General features: G+C 68.8%; 15 protein-coding genes and 1 pseudogene. 10 read left to right on the top strand and 6 right to left on the bottom strand.

All coding sequences use genetic code 11. The annotated features are described in order from the left end of the window. The first annotated feature begins 1,044 nt into the window (after nt 1-1,044). Nucleotides 1,045-1,884: an IS5 family transposase gene (locus tag ACZ4XD_RS32730; RefSeq protein ID WP_468048129.1), complete on the top strand. Its 840-nt coding sequence runs from the start codon at nt 1,045-1,047 to the stop codon at nt 1,882-1,884. A 40-nt stretch (nt 1,885-1,924) separates the two neighbouring features. Here the strand turns inward: ACZ4XD_RS32730 and ACZ4XD_RS32735 are convergent. The 5 genes and pseudogenes from ACZ4XD_RS32735 to ACZ4XD_RS32755 all read right to left on the bottom strand — a co-directional run. After that, nucleotides 1,925-2,078, bottom strand: a pseudogene (locus tag ACZ4XD_RS32735) (transposase); the annotation flags it as partial. Between the two features lie 56 nt (nt 2,079-2,134). Beyond that, the gene (locus ACZ4XD_RS32740) at nt 2,135-3,016 is read right to left on the bottom strand and encodes a hypothetical protein (RefSeq protein ID WP_468048131.1); all 882 of its coding nucleotides are present in this window, start codon (nt 3,014-3,016) and stop codon (nt 2,135-2,137) included. Between the two features lie 70 nt (nt 3,017-3,086). Continuing rightward, nucleotides 3,087-3,854, bottom strand: coding sequence for a hypothetical protein (locus ACZ4XD_RS32745; protein WP_468048133.1), 768 nt, complete (start codon nt 3,852-3,854; stop codon nt 3,087-3,089). Nucleotides 3,855-4,269: 415 nt separating this feature from the next. Further along, on the bottom strand, nt 4,270-5,022 hold the full coding sequence (locus ACZ4XD_RS32750; protein ID WP_468048135.1) for a hypothetical protein: 753 nt from the start codon (nt 5,020-5,022) through the stop codon (nt 4,270-4,272). After that, nucleotides 5,019-5,540, bottom strand: a complete 522-nt coding sequence (locus ACZ4XD_RS32755; protein ID WP_468048137.1) for an RNA polymerase sigma factor — start codon at nt 5,538-5,540, stop codon at nt 5,019-5,021. The genes ACZ4XD_RS32750 and ACZ4XD_RS32755 overlap by 4 nt, the downstream gene beginning before the upstream one ends. A 620-nt stretch (nt 5,541-6,160) precedes the next feature. Between ACZ4XD_RS32755 and ACZ4XD_RS32760 the strand changes: the two genes are divergently transcribed. Continuing rightward, a complete protein-coding gene (locus ACZ4XD_RS32760) occupies nt 6,161-7,087 on the top strand; it encodes a DUF5655 domain-containing protein (RefSeq protein ID WP_468048139.1) in 927 nt (308 codons plus the stop codon). 97 nt (nt 7,088-7,184) lie between these two features. On the opposite strand, the gene ACZ4XD_RS32765 is transcribed toward ACZ4XD_RS32760, so the two are convergent. Next, nucleotides 7,185-7,931 (bottom strand): DNA-methyltransferase, encoded by a 747-nt coding sequence (locus tag ACZ4XD_RS32765; protein WP_468048141.1) that lies wholly within the window; start codon nt 7,929-7,931, stop codon nt 7,185-7,187. A gap of 573 nt (nt 7,932-8,504) precedes the next feature. Between ACZ4XD_RS32765 and ACZ4XD_RS32770 the strand changes: the two genes are divergently transcribed. The 8 genes from ACZ4XD_RS32770 to ACZ4XD_RS32805 all read left to right on the top strand — a co-directional run bounded on the left by ACZ4XD_RS32770 (nt 8,505) and on the right by ACZ4XD_RS32805 (nt 16,199). Further along, nucleotides 8,505-9,656 carry a C40 family peptidase gene (locus ACZ4XD_RS32770; RefSeq protein WP_468048143.1) on the top strand — a complete coding sequence of 384 codons (1,152 nt, stop codon included), beginning with the start codon at nt 8,505-8,507 and terminating at the stop codon, nt 9,654-9,656. Between the two features lie 94 nt (nt 9,657-9,750). Next, nucleotides 9,751-10,059, top strand: coding sequence for a DUF6112 family protein (locus ACZ4XD_RS32775; protein WP_468048145.1), 309 nt, complete (start codon nt 9,751-9,753; stop codon nt 10,057-10,059). Continuing rightward, nucleotides 10,059-10,733 carry a hypothetical protein gene (locus ACZ4XD_RS32780; RefSeq protein ID WP_468048147.1) on the top strand — a complete coding sequence of 225 codons (675 nt, stop codon included), beginning with the start codon at nt 10,059-10,061 and terminating at the stop codon, nt 10,731-10,733. The genes ACZ4XD_RS32775 and ACZ4XD_RS32780 overlap by 1 nt, the downstream gene beginning before the upstream one ends. Before the next feature lie 21 nt (nt 10,734-10,754). Then, nucleotides 10,755-12,071 (top strand): SCO6881 family protein, encoded by a 1,317-nt coding sequence (locus ACZ4XD_RS32785; RefSeq protein WP_468048149.1) that lies wholly within the window; start codon nt 10,755-10,757, stop codon nt 12,069-12,071. A gap of 137 nt (nt 12,072-12,208) precedes the next feature. Beyond that, the gene (locus ACZ4XD_RS32790) at nt 12,209-13,687 is read left to right on the top strand and encodes an SCO6880 family protein (RefSeq protein WP_468048151.1); all 1,479 of its coding nucleotides are present in this window, start codon (nt 12,209-12,211) and stop codon (nt 13,685-13,687) included. A 32-nt stretch (nt 13,688-13,719) separates the two neighbouring features. Further along, nucleotides 13,720-14,172: a DUF6238 family protein gene (locus ACZ4XD_RS32795; protein WP_468048153.1), complete on the top strand. Its 453-nt coding sequence runs from the start codon at nt 13,720-13,722 to the stop codon at nt 14,170-14,172. Nucleotides 14,173-14,198: 26 nt separating this feature from the next. Beyond that, nucleotides 14,199-15,698 carry an ATP-binding protein gene (locus tag ACZ4XD_RS32800; RefSeq protein ID WP_468048155.1) on the top strand — a complete coding sequence of 500 codons (1,500 nt, stop codon included), beginning with the start codon at nt 14,199-14,201 and terminating at the stop codon, nt 15,696-15,698. A 33-nt stretch (nt 15,699-15,731) separates the two neighbouring features. Continuing rightward, on the top strand, nt 15,732-16,199 hold the full coding sequence (locus tag ACZ4XD_RS32805; RefSeq protein ID WP_468048156.1) for a hypothetical protein: 468 nt from the start codon (nt 15,732-15,734) through the stop codon (nt 16,197-16,199). Nucleotides 16,200-16,221: the final 22 nt, after the last annotated feature.

Below are 16,221 nucleotides of genomic sequence, written 5' to 3' on the forward strand. Positions count from 1 at the left end.
GGCCGGACGAACTCCCACTCAGCATCGGACAGTTCATGGCGACGTATCACCCGACCATGATCCACCACCCGAGATCATTTGAAGACACTCCCTAGTCGCCGCGGGCCGTCGTCGGGCACGCCTTTGCCGATCTGAAGAATGGGCAGGTCTGCACAAAGCTGCGGCTCCTTGCGATGCTGTGACAGCACGACCTTCGGGCCCTGCGTGAGCGAGTGCCGGCCCGCGCGGTCAGTCGTCAAAGAAACGGACTACAGGGCCCGTTACGCTGTCGAGTGCGGGCCCTGACCGCCGTCGGATCCCACGACGCTAGACGAAGCCAGCACCTCTTCGCTGTCTGCCGTCTACGGCTGCACCCAGGTGCCACAACTCGCCATAGGACCTGTATGGAGTCGCAGCAAGGCCGCGTCAACCACCACCTACCGGGCCCGCCCCCAAACGCAGGAGCCCCCGCCGGCGCCAGCCGACGGGGGCTCCTCACCTCTCACGCGGTATCACACGCATATCACCAACAGGGGCGACGCTCCTGGACTCCAAGCGTCTGACCTGCGCTTACGCGGCCTCGCGTGGACCAGCTGGACCCCACAGGACGCTATTTACCACCTGTGCCAGGTGGGACCGTCAGCTCGGAGCGGGCGGCTGCAGCCAATCCAACAGAGCCGCAGCCCTAAGGTCTGCATCAGCCAAGATCCGGACCATTCCCGGGCCAGCGGTCCCGGCAACGTCCCCACCGCTGCCGTACCCGCAGGTCAGCGAGCTGCATGCGCTGTACCACCAGCAGACGAAGAACCTGCTGGGTGTTCCGCACGCGTGGATCGGCGACACCACTTAAAGAGCGTTTGGTCCTGGCGAGGTTGTTTGGTGGCACTTTGGGCGGTGAGTGGGCCTGAGGCTGCTGAGGCGATAGTGCTCCACGCGGGCCGTGCGACAGGTGGCGCCGCACCTCGGCCCGTTTCGGTCGTGTCGCTCCCGTCTGATCCCAAGGCGCCCCTGATTGACGCCGTTTGCGCCCTGTGAACGTGCCGTGCCCGACGGTACTACCGAAACATGACGCGCCAACGCCCGTATCCCAGCGACCTGTCTGATGCCCGCTGGGAGTTGATCGGACCCACGCTCACCGCCTGGCGGGCCAAGCGCCGGGGCAAGGGCCTGGACATCGGCCGCCCGCCCGAGCACGACCTGCGCCGCATCATGAACGCCATCCTGTACGTTGACCGCACCGGCATCCCCTGGCGTTTCCTGCCACACGACTTCGCTCCATGGGAGACGGTCTACGGATACTTCGCCGCGTGGCAGAAGGAAGGCATTTTCGACCACCTCAACGGCCTGCTGCGACGTCTGGTACGCGAAGCCGAAGGCCGGGAGGCCAAGCCGAGTGCCTGCGTGCTCGACGCGCAAAGCGTCAAGACCTCCGCCAACGTGCCCGCAGCCGGCCAGGGCATCGACGCCGGCAAGAAAATCGCAGGCCGCAAGCGCCACCTCGGCGTCGACACCCTCGGCCTCCTCCTGGCCGTCTGGGTGACCGCGGCCGGCGTCTCCGACAACGCAGGCGGCATCCACCTGCTGTCCCAGATCTCCACCACAAGCCCTCGCGTGACCAAGGCTTGGACCGACACCGGCTACCGCACCAAGGCCATCGACCACGGCGCCCACCTCGGCATCGACGTCGAAGCCGTCCGCAAAGACCCCGGCGTCAAAGGGTTCAAGGTGATCCCGCGACGTTGGGTGGTGGAGCGGACCTTCGGCTGGCTCATGCACCACCGCCGGCTCGCTCGCGACTACGAGACCCACGCCCACCGCTCCGAAGCCATAATCCACATCGCGATGATCGACCTCATAAGCCGCAGACTCACCCGCGAATCCACTCCGAACTGGCGCGACACCTGAACCTCGAACCAAACAACCTCGCCAGGACCAAACGCTCTTTTAGATCCCGCCATGGCGCCCCTGTGCGCAGTCGGTACAGGACCTCGTTGATGACCCTGCGGTGTCCGGTCTCAACGGCCGCCCTATCTATTGGACTTCGGCAAATGCGGCTTCAGCCGGGCCCACTCCTGATGCGTTAAATCTCTCCGCCCCATGCTCATGCCAACGATCCAAAGTCACGACGGTCACAAGATCCGCCGGACAGGCCCTACTAGTCGTAATCGCCGTGGAGGGCAGCTTCTGCGACCTCTAGGGATATGTCCAGGTCGGCGTCCGATGCCTCTATCTCCGCAAGGCCGTTGAGATGAAGCTGGCACCACGGGCATGTCAGAGCCACAGCGATCGCGCCCTTGTCTGAGGAGGGCTCCACGGTCACCTGCGCCTCCCTGCCCCAGGCTGGGCAACCCGCACCACCGGTCACGGAAACGATGTCTCCGTCAGCATCGGGATCTACCGCTCCGAAGAAGAAGTTGAAGCCGGACATCTTGGGCCGCAGCCGGATCTCGTTTGGCAAGGGCAGTCCCTCAAGGCGATCCTCTAGACGGTGTCGAGCCTGACTGATGCGGAGCTGGACGTCCTGGAAGACCGCGTCCCTCTGCTCGTCCACTGCGTCCTTGACTGCCTTCGTCCACCGCCCCCAGAAGTCGTCCAGTGGCCTGCTGACATCGCTAAGCAGCGTCTCGATCGTCCGGGCGAGCGGAGAGATCATCCCCTTGGCCAGGGTGCTGTCCGGGGCGGCATGGGCCGCGCCGTTGCGCATCTCGATCAGCAGGTCGAGATCGGGATCGGCCTTGAGCACACCGATCTTCCGGAGCCGCTTGATGGCCTCTGTGGCCCCGACGGTGCGGACCTTCTCCTCGCCCAACTGAACATGCCCGCCGAGATGCATGACCACGTCCGCGCTGTTGTTGCGGATCTCCGCAACGTAGACCGGATTTTTCGCGGCGAGGGCCGCCTTGGCAAGCTTCTCGACCGCAACACCAGCGTGGAGCGCGAACTCTTCATACTCCGGGCGGCCATGGTCGTCCATAGCCTTGTGAGCCGCCTTCTTGGCCCCCTGGTAAAAGCTCTCATACGAGAGCGAGTCGTCCATGTACAGGACGGTAACCGCTTCTGTAGTGCAGGACGATCGATTTCGGAGAGCAACTGACCGCACTGGGCCACTACTCGGGGAGCGGTCGGCTCACTTGCCTGAGCGGATCGGCGAAGACGTTGAACTCCTTAAGTGTCTTCAGAGCACGAGGAGGCCAGGAGAACGTCTCCCGCACGGGCCACAATGGCTCGACGTAGGAGCCTTCGAATCCGAGTTCATACCGCAGTCCTTTCGGACCTGCGCTCACTAGTTGAACCACTGCGTAGCCGATCCGTATGGTGACCACTGTGGCCCAGGCCTCGTACGCCTGCCCATCCGCCCTTCGGTGGCGAATCGTGCGGGGGACGGAGCGGTTCTCCATGGGGCTCGGTCCGTTGAGGTACTGCGGCGGCATCATGTAACCGCAGAACACCTTCATCTCCTCGGCCGGCTGACGGTCCCGGTACAGATCCGTGAAGAGTTCAGCCGGTAGGTTCGGCTGGGCCTGCGGAAGCATAACTTGGCACATCAGGGCGGTCTTGAGAGTCCAGGTGGCCAGGATCTCCTGTGCCTCGGGCACCAATTCTACGATCTCGCCCTTGATCATCGGTAGCAGGTAGGGCTTGACTCGCCCTTCGAGGGCACTCATCCAGCCGCTGTTGCAGGGCTCGCATACCGCCTTGACCTGCGCCGTGAACATTCGCCCGGAGTGGCGTCGGAGGCTGCCTTTGTCAGAGTACGAGCCCATGATGGCTCGGCCGGTACGCATCTTCTCGGGGAACGCCTCGGCCAGCCACTGAGGGTAGACATGCTCGTTGGTGACCGGCGTACCGCCACAGAACACGCAAGATCGGGCCATGCAGCTGACGATAGCGCGACCTGCCCTGTAGAAAACCAGGGCTAGTGGAGCCCGCCTCTCGTCTAACAGGCAAGGTCCCGGCGGCGTGGCGCGGGCCGACGTTACATGCTGAGGCGCCTTCGGCATCCGGCCGGTCGCCGGGGGGCCAGAGCTGCTGCCGGATCAGGTAGAAGGCGAGGCCGACGAGGCCGGCGCCGGTGGTGTAGGCGGCGCCGCGCAGGGCACTGGAGAGCAGGGCGGTGCGGCGGCGGACGATCCACTGCCAGGTGCGACGGATTCGCGCGGTCCGGTCCACGAGGCGGGTGCGGCGGCTACTGTGCATGGTGGGCGCTCCGTTCTTCGGGGTGCTGTTGATGGTCCGGCGGGGGCTGGGCGGCGTAGGAACCCTCGGCCCCACGCCGGACCTGTTGTGTGTTCAGGGACGGCCGGCGAGTTCGTGGATGCGGGCGGCCAGGCGGGCGTCGGGGCAGACCAGGCCGTCGTCGGTGTGCTGGTCGGTCAGCCGGTCGAAGGCGGCCTCCATCCCTCCGGTGGGGACAGTCCGGCTGATGTGGTGGCGGGCGGAGTAGCCGGTGAAGCGCTCCAGGGCCCCCAGGAATTTCTCCGGGTCGAACTCGGAGCCCCGGCCGGGAGTCGAGCGGGCCACCAGGGAGGTGACCTGCCGCTTCCAAAACCGGGCGTCGCAGTCGTCGCCGAGGGAGAGGTGGTCGAGGTAGAGGCAGTAGGCCGCACCGCTGTTGCCTGCGCCGGCGGCGAACTTCCACCAGAAGCGGGCGCTTTCGGGGTGGTGGGCGAGGTAGAGCATGCACGCGAAGACCTGGACGCCCTCGATGTCGACGCCTTCGGTCCAGCCGTCGAACTGGGCGACGTCGCCGTCGCCCAGGAGCGCGATCAGGTCTTCCACGTGGGAGGCTGCCCCGGCCTGGGTGACCGTTACGCGGGCCATCGCTCCGAGCCGGTGACGGGCGCTGGGCCGCCTGGGCGATCCGACGGGGGGCGACTGCGCGTATCCGGCGTCCTGGGCGAGGCGGCGCAGGCCCGCTCCGACGTCGAATCTGCGGCGCGGTTCGTGGACGGCCGCATCGACGCCGGGGGCGCGGTGGAGTTCACAGACGGAGACCTCGGTGTCGGCATTGGCGTCGGCGAAGAGCTTCTCCCAGGTGCTCACCGGGTGTACTCCTTGTTGATGGGCCGCGTGGTGCGCTGGTAGACGGGAGCGAGACGCTCCTGGGCCTTGCGCAGGTGGTGGGTGACGGTGCTGGGGGTCAGGCCCATGTACCAGGCGATGTGCTTGGTGTCGTACTCGCCGATGTGGCGGAGGACGATCACGTCGAACTGCCGGGCGGGCAGGCGGGCGAGGGTCGCGTTCAGCTCGGTGTCGCTCTCTCTGGCCAGCAGTTCCTCGCGCAGGCCCCCGATCAGCTCGCCGATGATGACCCGGCGCATGATCTGCCAGGTCTGCTCCTGCAGGTTGGGGTCGGCGAGCAGGGCGTCCCAGTGCCGCAGTATCTCCAAGAAGCAGCGGTGGACGGCCTTCTCCGCCCGCTCGTTCGTACGCAGGATGAACAGGGCGTACTCGTGAAACGCCTCCTGGTTGGTGAGGTAGTGGGCCTCGAACTCCAGCGGGAGTGGGGCCTCGGCGGCCACGGGGGCGCGGCCGTCTTCCTCACGAACGTCGTCGTTCATGAATCCTCTTCGTTGAGGGCTGACAGAGTGTCCGGCACCTGGAGTGCCGTTGTGGGTCACTCAACCGGCCCAAACGGCCGAACACGCATGCGCGGCCGGACGAATATCACGCGACGAAACTAGATGGAAGCGGAAAGTAGTCGGATCGAGACCCTGACCTGCACCCTTTCGACACTCCAAGTACCCACGCATGTGCGATGCGTGACTGATGTCACAATTGTGGCCAGGGGTGCTATCGATTTCCCGCCACCATCGGGTGACCTCCCCCCTCCCCGCGATACAAGCCAGAGCGGGGACATCCCATGCCCCGCTCACACAGGTGAAGTTGAGGACGGCACGGACCACAACAGCGCCGTTGGGCCGATCATCGGCGCCTATCCGGACGAGTCCCACCTCGCCCTGCTCACCACCGTCAAGGCCCGCGAGGCGATCAGGCACCTCCAGCTCCTGGAACGCCTCGCCCCGGACGGGCGGGGCCCGGTGGCCGGGCAGCTCGCCGCCGACCCCGCCCGCCGCCTGCCCGCCCGTAACGGCGGCGGAATCCGACGGCCCGACTTAGGCGGAATACTCCGAGCCCTCCGTCGATTGGTCTTCATGCGGAGATCATGGGAGGGGTGCTGGTGGCTGAGCTGATGTTGTTCCGGCGGGACGCGGATGGGCGGGACGTGGAGTTGTCCGGTTCGACGGTGGCGCTGGAGGTGGAGCTGCAGCGGCGGGTGGAGGCCGGTCTGGCGCAGATGCTCGGCATCCGGTACCTGGCGTCGGAGTACCCGACCGGTCCGTGGCACCGGGGGCGGATCGACACCTTGGGGCTGGATGAGAACGGCAGCCCGGTGGTGATCGAGTACAAGAAGGGCTCCGACAGCGGCGTGTTGTCGCAGGCTGTCTCCTACATGTCCTGGCTGGATTCGGCGCACCACGAGTTCGAGGCGCTCGTCCGGAGGGTGCTGGGTGCGGAGGCTGCCGGGTCTATCGACTGGCGTCGTCCGCGGACGGTCTGCATCGCGGCCGGCTTCTCCCATCACGACCGCGTGGCCGTGCAGCGGTTGCCCGAGCGGATCGACCTGCTGCGCTATCGCGTCTTCGAGGGTGGCCTGCTGAGCCTGCTGCTGGTGGACTCCTCGCCCGGTTTGCCAAGCGCCGCTTCGTCTCGGCGGAACCGGGAGCGGGACGCGGCTATCGACAGCGCGCCGGCGGCACCGGATCTGGTGGGTCCTGGTCTCGTCCCGGAGTGTCTGCGGGACCTGTACGCGGAGTTGGACGACGCTCTGACGGCGTGGGGCGAGGTCGAGGTGGCGGTTCTGCGGCACTACATCGCCTACCGGCGGCTGGTGAACGTGGCGTCGGTGGTCTTCCGTCCGAAGCACGAGGCGATCCTGGTCTATCTCAGACTCGACCCGGACACCGTCACGCTGGAGGAAGGCTTTACTCGGGACATGCGCGGCATCGGGCACCTCGGGACCGGGGACTTGGAGGTGCGCCTTGCCTCGGCGGCCGGTCTGGAGAAGGCGGCGCCGGTGATCCGGCGGGCATTCGAGGCGGCCTGACGCAATGAGAAGGGCGGCTGGCGCATCGGTTACTCGATGCGCCAGCCGCCCTTTCGGCGTCTGCGGCGCGCTGAACCTGGGCTTTCCGCTCTCATGGTTACGCCTCCGGTCCGGCCAAGGTGAAGTCGTCCTGCGTCAGCTCGGCGTGGAGGCGCTGCTCGGCCACGTCGGCGTAGTGGGAGGACAGCTCGACGCCGACGAAGTGTCGGCCTTCGCGAAGGGCGGCAACGCCGGTGGACCCGCTTCCGGTGAAGGGGTCGAGGACGGTGCCGCCTTCGGGGCAGATCTGTACGAGCTGCTGCATGATCTCGACCGGCTTCTGGGTGATGTGCACCCGGTCCTTGCGGGGCTGGGAGGCGATGTAGTGGCCGGGCAGGTACAGGTCCCGGTCCTTGTCCAGGCTGCCCTTGACGCCCCACAGGATGTACTCCGAGTCCTGCTTGAACCCGCCCTTGCGGGGCCGGCTGGCGGGCTTGATCCACGGGATCGTGCCGCTCCAGGTCCACCCCGCCATCTGCAACGCGTCGGACGTGGTCGGGTCCTGGCGCCAGTCGGAGAAGACCATGACGACCGCGTGCTCGGTCGATGCCCGGTACGCCTCGGTGAGCAGTTCGGTCAGCCAGGCTCGGTAGGAGCGCTGGTCGCGGTTCTCTCCGGGGAAGTTGGCGAGGTCGTGCGCGGAGCCGCTGGTGACGTACTTGGCTCGCGCGGTGCGGCCGGTGCGGTCCGAGCTGGTACGTCCGCCGGAGTTGTACGGGGGGTCGGTGATCACGGCGTTGACGCTCTCGTCCGGGAGGGTCTTGAGCACGGTGAGGGCGTCGCCTCGATGCAGCGTGTAGCTCATGTGGAGGGCCTCTTTCAGGGCATGGCGGGGCGTGGAGCCGCTCCGGACAGCGTTCAACAACGCTCATCGGGGCGGGTGGTGCCGGATATTAGGCGTGATCTCCGGCCGGGCCTAACGAGGTGGGTCGTGATCCGGGCGCGGGTCCGGGAGTCGTTTGGTGCGGCCGGAATCCCGGTCTACCTTCTCGCCCTGTCACCGGGCCGAAGCCTCGCTTCACCCCGTTGACCTGTGCTTATCCGTGTCATCTCGTCCAAGCGAGCTGCGCGGAAGGCGCGTTTCCCCTCGTTACCCACGCCGTCAGGAGAGCCGGTGTACTGCCTGAGATTACGAGCGCGGCTGGCTGCCGCGCGTGACCTGAGACCGGCGTCCGGGAGCTACCAACTCCTCTGACCCGGGCCGCCCTTCAGGCGGATTTATATCGGCGCGGTGCCGACGGCTTTGCACGAGAAGTCGGCACCGCGTCTCCTGCGAACACCGAGGAGCCGCTGCGATGCAGCATGCCCTGACACCCCCACGCCCCGACCCTCCACCGACACCCGGCTGGCACCGACACCTCGGTGAATGGCGGCGGCGATGAAGAAGACCACCGGAGCCGTTGTCGGCCTCTGCGCAACCGGTCCGCTGCTGCTGGCCGTTCCCGTCCTCGCCTTCGGCGCCGAGACCGCTTCGGCCTCGTGCTCCACCGACGGTGCACAGCCTGCGGACACAGCAGCCGTCGCCTCTCAGGTGAAGGCCATCCTGGACGGCGGCGACAAGGGCTCGGTCCACGTGCCGGGGCTGAACGATCCGGCTGAGCAGGTGCCCAACGCCAAGACGATCCAGGCCACCGGCGTCGCGATGCACATTCCGGCCCGGGGGCAGGTCGTGGCCCTGGCGACCGCCCTGCAGGAAAGCGGCCTGCGGAACCTGACCTACGGCGACCGCGACAGCATGGGGTTGTTCCAACAGCGTCCGTCGCAGGGCTGGGGCACGGCCAACGAGATCCTCGATCCGGTGCATGCCTCGACCAAGTTCTACGAGGGGCTGAAGAAGGTCTCAGGCTGGCAGTCGTTGTCCGTCGCTCAGGCTGCTCAGGCGGTGCAGCGGTCGGGCTTCCCGGAGGCGTATGCCAAGTGGGAGCCCCTGGCCACCGCACTGCAGAAGGCCATCGAGCCCGTGCTGTTGAAGGCGGGTGACGCGTCACCGAGCCCTTCGCCGTCCGGCCCGACCGGCACCGGCACGGGCAGGCGTTCGCCCGGTACCGCGGGCAGCTGCACGGCCGACGGGGACGGGACCGGCTTCGGCGCCATTCCCCCCGGTGCGATGCCGGCCGGGTACAAGATCCCCGCTGATGCTCCGCCGAAGGTCCGGACGGCGATCCGGTGGGCGCTCGGCCAGCTCGGCACGCCGTATCAATGGGGCGGGCACTGTACTGCTCCGCACGGCAAGGTGCCGATGCGTCGGTGTGACTGCTCGTCCCTGATGCAGCAGTCGTACAAGGCCGCCGACGTCGCCCTGTCTCGGACGACGTACACGCAGGTCAAGGACGGCAAGCCGGTCTCGGTCGGCGCGCTGGAGCCGGGCGACCTGGTGTTCACCGAGGGCACTGCGTCCCGTCCGGAGCACGTCGGCATGGTCATCGGCCGCGGTCTGGTCATCAACGCCCCGCACACCGGCGACGTGGTCCGTATCGCGACCCTCGCGTCCTGGAGGCCGCAGATTCTCGCGGCCCGCCGAGTCGTCTGACCGGCGCTTCTCCCCCTCCCCCTCTCCCCTCATCTCGCACCGCCGCTCCGCCCTCGTGGGCTTTGGCGTGCGTTAAATCGTACTGGAGTTCGTAATGTATCTCGCTGACCAGGTCATCCAGCTCGCCTACGACCCGGGCATCAAGCCGAACGAGGGCGGGCTGCCCGGCCTGTCCGTCCTCAAGCACGTGATGGGCTCCATCAACCTCTACGGCATCATCGCCGCGGTCGGCTCGCTCGCCGTCAGCGCGGGCGTCTGGGCCTGGGGACACCACTCGGGCGGCCACCAGGCAGAGGCCAACGGCAAGAAGGGCGTGCTGGTGAGCGCCGGCGCGGCGCTCCTGCTGGGTGCCGCAAACGGTGTGGTGGCGTTCTTCAGCAGCCTGGGAACGCAGGTCCACTGATGCCTTCCCGCCCGATGAACCCCGGCGGCGACTCCCCCGTGCGCCGCCGGGCGCTGCTCGGCACCGCTGTCCTGGTGGTACTTGTCGCCCTCGCCGGCCTGGCCGCGTACCTCACCCGCGATGCCAGGAGCCCCTCCAAAGCCCCTGCTGTCCAAACGAGTTCGCCCACGGCCACCGCGACCACCCCGTCCACACCGCGCACCCAACCTCGTGCCCTGCCGGTTCCTCCGAAGACTCACGACCCGATCGCGTTCGGGAAGGCCGCCGCGGCAGCGCTGTGGTCCTACGACACCCGCGCGTACTCGCGGGCGGAGCTGCGGACCGCTCTGCGCGCGTGGCTGACCACCGAAGACAAGTACGCCGATCCGGCTTCGGCCGACAAGGTCGTTCCCTCGACCGTGCTGTGGAAGGAGATGGCCGCCAACCGACAGTTCGCCACCGCCAAGGTGTACGAGGGGCACTTCCCGGACTCCTTCACCCGGGCTCTTCAGGCCGATCCCGGGGCGATCACCCAGGCGTACATCTACGCCGTCACGGTCTCCGGCAAGCAGTCGATCGCCTGGAAGGGCTCGCACGCCGGCGGTGCGGAGAGCCGTACCACCACCCTCGCGGTCCAGTGCCGCCCCCACCAGCCCTGCGCCCTGGTCGGCGTCATGCCGTCCGTCGCGCCCTGACCCCAGGAAGGAGGTGCCACCATGGCAGTCTGCGACTTGCCGCTGATGGACAAGGTGTGCGGCGCCGTCGACTTCGCCGCCAACCCCGCAGGAGCCGTCACCGACGGCATCGGGGCATGGATCGCGAAATCGGCAGGTGAACTGGCCGCCAGCGCGGCGGACCTCGCCGCCAAGGCCGTCAACGAGACGACCGCCATCGACCTCAATGCCGGATGGTTCCGGGACAACTACGAACTGCTGCTGCCCATCGGGCTCGCGCTGACCGTCGGCACGTTCTGCCTCCAGCTCATGTTCGCGGCCTGGCGGCGAGACGAACGTGCCCTGGCGCAGGCCGCGATCGGCACCATGACCGGCGTCCTGTTCAGCTTCTGCGCCATCGCCTTCACCAGCGTCGCCATCACCGTGGTCGAAGCCTTGTCGAACGGCCTTTTCCAGGCAGCCAACACCTCGGTTGACGACGCGATCCGCCGCGTGATCAAGGTCAACGAGCTGGGGGCGATGTACGGTCTCGGCTGGGGCGTCCCCAGCCTGGTCGCACTCGGCTGCGCGATCGGGGCGTTCCTGTACTGGGGCGTGATGGTCGCCCGCAAGGTCGGCGTCCTGGTCCTGGTCGCACTCGCCGTCTTCGCCGGCGCCGGGGGCGGCTGGGAGGTGGCCAAGCGATGGCGGCGTGGCTGGATCGAGGCCACCGCCACCCTGGTCGTCTCCAAACTCCTGATGACCGTGGTCTTCCTCATCGGCGTCTCGGCGATGGGCAAGCCGGATGCCCACAACGGCATGGCCGCGCTCTCCGACGCGCTGGCCGGCATCGTCGTGATGGTGCTGGTCCTGTTGTGCCCGTACGCCACGTACAAGTTCGTCCGCTGGGCCAGCGATGGCGGCGGCCACGACGATCTGCACCGCACTGGTGTTGCTGGCATGGCGGTCGCCGCAGGGGCCGCGAAGACCGCGGGCACCCTGGCGATGCAGGCCGGCACCGGAACCCCCGCTCCACAGGGGCCGAATCAGGTTCCCGGCGCCGGTGCCGATGGCGTCGCCTCCGGCATCAACCCCTCCGGCGGCACTCTCAGCAAGGAGGGCATCGACGCCGGGCCGCCCCAGCAGCAGGCCCGGTTCCGGTACGACGAGGATCCGAACGCTCGGGGCGACAAGGGCCGGTCCCTGATTCAGCGACCCGGCATCCCACCGCTCATCACTCGCCCCCACGAGGACGAAGCAGGGCCTGCCGGCGTGCCTGTCCAGGGCACCGTCAGCGTCGCCGGCGCGTCGGCTCCGGGCGGCAGCGTGACCTACGTGGGCACGGGCGATCCGGCCGCACCGCCGCCTTCGGGCACCTGACCGATCACATCCGGGGGCGGGCTGCATACCCAGCCCGCCCCACCCCACCTGACCGACCATCAGAGGAGTCTCGCCATCACCTCCAGAAGAGCGCCGCACACCCCTTCCACCGCCCGCTCCCACCGTCTGGAACCACCATGTCCGGCAAGCACCAGGCCGAAGCCGCCACGGCCACGGCCACCGTGAAGTTCCCCCACCGCAGCAGGCGCGGCATCCTGCTCGGCCTGACAGCCCCACAACTGATCGTCGCGAGCCTGACCGGCCTCCTTCTGCTCGCCGTGGTCATCACCCGCGGCGTGGCCGGCGCCCTCGAACTCATCCCCCTGTGGGCCGCCACCGCCCTCCTCGTCTTCGTCCGCCACCGCGGCCGCGCCTTGGCCGACTGGGTTCCGATCGTCACCCGATACGCCCTGCGCCGGACGCGCGGCCAGCTCGTCTGGCTCACACGGCCCTCCCGCCGACCGTCTCGCGAAGGGCTCCTCCATCTGCCCGGCACCGCGGCCAGCCTGCGCGTGGTCACCGCTCCCGACCGTCGATACGGTGCGGTGCACGACCCCCATGCCGGCACGCTGACCGCCGTGGTCAAGGTCGCCTCCCGCGCCTACGCCCTGCTCGACCCGGGCACCCAGCAGGCCAACGTGGGCGGCTGGGGACGCGCGCTGGCCGCGCTCGCCCGGACCGGGCAGATCGCCCGCATGCAGGTGATCGAGCGCACCGTCCCGGACTCCGGCGACGCCCTGCGCCGCTACTGGAAGGAGCACGGCCAGCCCCATGCCCCTGCGGCCGGCGCGATCTACAGCGAGCTGGTCCGGAGCGCGGGCCCGGCCGCGGCGCCGCACGAGGCGTACGTGGCGGTGTCGCTCGACATCAAGGCGGCGCGACGTCTGATCAATCAGGCCGGAGGCGGTCTGACCGGGGCCTTCAGTGTTCTGGCACAGCTGACCTCCACCTTCGACCAGGCCGCGCGGACCGCCGGGCTCCACCCCGCCGGCTGGCTCACCGCCCGTGAGATCGCGGCTGTCGTGCGGACGGCGTACGACCCGAAGTCCCTCGCAGCGCTGGACCGTTGGTCCACCACTGGTCGCTCCGAGGCCGAGCCCGCTGCTGCCGGCCCCGTCGTGGTCGTCGAGAAGTCGGACCACATCGCGACCGATACGGCCGTCCACAAAACGTATTGGGTGGAGAACTGGCCCAGGACAGATACCAGCGCGGGCTTCCTGCATCAGCTCCTGTTCACCGGCGGGGTCCGGCGCACGCTGTCGCTCTCGTACGAGCCAAAGGGGCTGGACGCAGCCCTGCGCGACGTCCAGCGCAAGAAGGCCAGCGTGATCGCCGATGCCGCCGAGCGGGCCCGGCGCGGCCAGGTCGACTCCGAGGCGGACTCGATCGAGTACCAGGACATCAAGTCGCGGGAACGTCAGCTCATCGCGGGCCATGCGGATGTCGCCCTGACCGGCCTGTTGACCGTCTCGGCCGATTCCGAGGAAGAACTGCGTTCCGCCTGCGCGGTCGTGGAGACCGCCGCGGTCGGGGCACAGCTCGACCTCCGGCCGCTGACCTGGCAGCAGGCCGAGGCGTTCACCACCGCCGCCATGCCGCTCGCTCTCGCCGCCTGATCCCGGCCGTCCCTCCCCGAAAGAACACCCTCATGTCCCGCACCACCGTCCCGACCGCGGAGGACTTCGTGCCCTTCGCCACCGCCGCGCTCGACTTCCACCGCGCGCTCAACCTCCCGGGCGGTCCTCTCGTCACCACCCGGGCGGAGCTGGATGCCCTGCACTCCCACCTCGTCTCGCTGCACGGGCTGCTCGACGCCCATGCTGTTCGTGTCGGGCAGCTCGTCCCGGCCGAGAGCGACCCGCTCCGCGCCGCCCGCACCCGCATCTGGCAGGCCGCCGACCACGTCCACGCCGCCTACCACGCGGCCCCCCGGCCGGACTCCGGCGAGGTGCCCGATCGCGAAGCGTGCCAGGCCGGCCTGCCCGAAGGGGCTCCGGAGCTGACCATCTGCCAGCGCCACCAGCGCACCGCGCACCTGGTGCGCCGCCGCACCACCCCGGCCGACCTGCGCGCGCCGTTCACCGGCCTCGTCCGCCGCTGACCGCCTTCCGTTCTGGAGAAATGTCCATGCCCCGCACCCGCGCCAGCGCCTCCCCCCTGTTCGTCCCCCGCAAGGCACCGCGCGCCCGGCGGAGGGCCGCCCGCGCCAGCTTCGCCGAGGCCCGCCGCCAGGCCCGCCTCGCCGACACACCGCCCAAGCGCCGCGCCGAGGAGACCTTCGCCCCGGAACTGCGGCCGACCTACCCGCTCTCCGGACGCCCCGGCCCCTCCTCCGCCCGGGGCGGCAAGCTCAACCTGCCCGCTCACCGGATGACCACCGCGACGGCCTCCGGGGCCTATCCCTTCGTGGCCGAAGGGGGGCTGGGGGCGGAGGGCATCTTCATCGGTCGCGATGTCCACGCCGAGGCCGCGTTCTGTTTCGACCCGTTCTCGCTGTACGGGCGGATCGAGGGCTTCACGAACCCCAACGCGGTCCTCGCCGGAATCATCGGCATGGGGAAGTCGGCGTTGGCGAAGTCCATCGCCACCAGGTCGATCGCCCACGGCTACCGGGTCTATGTGCCGTCTGATCCCAAGGGCGAGTGGACGGCCGTGGCCCAGGCCCTCGGCGGCTACACCATCGCGCTGGGGCCGGGGCTGCCGGGCCGGTTGAACCCCCTGGACGCCCCGGCCCGGCCCGCCTCCGTCAGCGAGGACGACTGGGCGACCGAAGTCCGAAAGCGCCGCCTGCTGCTCCTGGCCAGCCTGGCTCGCACCGTGCTCAAGCGCGACCTCCAGCCGAGGGAGCACACCGCCCTGGACCTCGCCCTCGACCTGGTCGTCACCGAGGCGACCGCCAGCGGCACGGTGCCGCTGCTCGGCGACATCGCGCACGCCCTCGGCTCACCCGAGCGCCTCGACCGAGCCCTCGGCAACCAGACCGGACACCTGGGGCCGGCCGCCCAGGACCTCGCGCACGCCCTGCGCCGACTGGTGCACGGCGACCTGAGCGGCATGTTCGACGCCCCGAGCACCGTGGAGTTCGACCCGACCACGCCGATGCTGTCCATCGACCTCTCCCGCCTCGGCGGCTCCGGTGACGATACGGCCTTGGTGCTGGCGATGACCTGCGCGAGCGCGTGGATGGAGTCCGCCCTCGCCGACCCGGCCGGTGGCCGACGCTGGGTGATCTACGACGAAGCGTGGAGGTTGATGCGGCACGTCGGCCTCCTGGAACGGATGCAGAGCCAGTGGAAGCTCTCCCGCGGCCTCGGCACCGCGAACTTGATGATCATCCACCGGCTGTCGGACCTGCTCTCGGCAGGTGATGCCGGCTCGCGCGGCCGGGTACTGGCCGAGGGCCTCCTGGCCGACTGCTCCACCCGCATCATCTACCGCCAAGAGCCCGACCAGCTCACCGCCGCCGCTGCACTGCTCGGCCTGACCGGCGTCGAAACCCAAGCCGTCTCCGCCCTGACCAAGGGCCGGGGCCTGTGGAAGGTCGCGGGCCGCAGCTTCATCACGCAGCACATCCTGCACCCCGCCGAGCGCAAGCTGTTCGACACCGACGCCCGCATGTCCGCCTAGCCCAACCAACCTTCCTTTAAGGGGAGTTACCCCATGTCGTCCACCGTACCGCGGGCACAACGCCGCATGCTCGAAGAAGTCCGCATCTCGGCCGTGAGTCCGGGCGCCGGCGGCCCGACCATCTGCTGGCGCGACCGCCTTGCCGCCGCTCGACCCGAGGAGTTCGACGAGCTGTTCTCCTCGGCTGTCACGGGGGATTTCGGCAGGGTGGCCGGGCTGCACCAGATGCTCGAAACCGCCTCGCAGTGGTGCCGCGCTCACGGCGCCCGCAGCAGCGCCGCCGAGCTGGACGTCCTCTCAGGGCGCCTGGCCGACCTCGGAGAGGAGCTGCACCTCGTGAGGGAGGGCATGTCCCACGAGATCCACTCCGGCTCGCATCGAACGGCAGCGGCAGCCCGTGCCTCCCCGGCCGTCTCAACACGAGGGGCTTGCGTCGGTCCGACCGAGGCACCTGCTCCCCTGCCGTCGGCCCTCGTCCGTTCGCTGCCGTGTCCGCTGTGAAGACCGGCACAGAACAAGGAAC

The organism is Streptomyces sp. NPDC029466 (assembly GCF_055574515.1).

Excerpts from the sequence above, each read along its gene's own strand:
- ACZ4XD_RS32730 (WP_468048129.1), top strand. The coding sequence starts at position 1,045 with ATGACGCGCCAACGCCCGTATCCCAGCGACCTGTCTGATGCCCGCTGG.
- ACZ4XD_RS32740 (WP_468048131.1), bottom strand. The coding sequence starts at position 3,016 with ATGGACGACTCGCTCTCGTATGAGAGCTTTTACCAGGGGGCCAAGAAG.
- ACZ4XD_RS32745 (WP_468048133.1), bottom strand. The coding sequence starts at position 3,854 with ATGGCCCGATCTTGCGTGTTCTGTGGCGGTACGCCGGTCACCAACGAG.
- ACZ4XD_RS32755 (WP_468048137.1), bottom strand. The coding sequence starts at position 5,540 with ATGAACGACGACGTTCGTGAGGAAGACGGCCGCGCCCCCGTGGCCGCC.
- ACZ4XD_RS32765 (WP_468048141.1), bottom strand. The coding sequence starts at position 7,931 with ATGAGCTACACGCTGCATCGAGGCGACGCCCTCACCGTGCTCAAGACC.
- ACZ4XD_RS32770 (WP_468048143.1), top strand. The coding sequence starts at position 8,505 with ATGAAGAAGACCACCGGAGCCGTTGTCGGCCTCTGCGCAACCGGTCCG.
- ACZ4XD_RS32775 (WP_468048145.1), top strand. The coding sequence starts at position 9,751 with ATGTATCTCGCTGACCAGGTCATCCAGCTCGCCTACGACCCGGGCATC.
- ACZ4XD_RS32780 (WP_468048147.1), top strand. The coding sequence starts at position 10,059 with ATGCCTTCCCGCCCGATGAACCCCGGCGGCGACTCCCCCGTGCGCCGC.
- ACZ4XD_RS32785 (WP_468048149.1), top strand. The coding sequence starts at position 10,755 with ATGGCAGTCTGCGACTTGCCGCTGATGGACAAGGTGTGCGGCGCCGTC.
- ACZ4XD_RS32790 (WP_468048151.1), top strand. The coding sequence starts at position 12,209 with ATGTCCGGCAAGCACCAGGCCGAAGCCGCCACGGCCACGGCCACCGTG.
- ACZ4XD_RS32795 (WP_468048153.1), top strand. The coding sequence starts at position 13,720 with ATGTCCCGCACCACCGTCCCGACCGCGGAGGACTTCGTGCCCTTCGCC.
- ACZ4XD_RS32800 (WP_468048155.1), top strand. The coding sequence starts at position 14,199 with ATGCCCCGCACCCGCGCCAGCGCCTCCCCCCTGTTCGTCCCCCGCAAG.
- ACZ4XD_RS32805 (WP_468048156.1), top strand. The coding sequence starts at position 15,732 with ATGTCGTCCACCGTACCGCGGGCACAACGCCGCATGCTCGAAGAAGTC.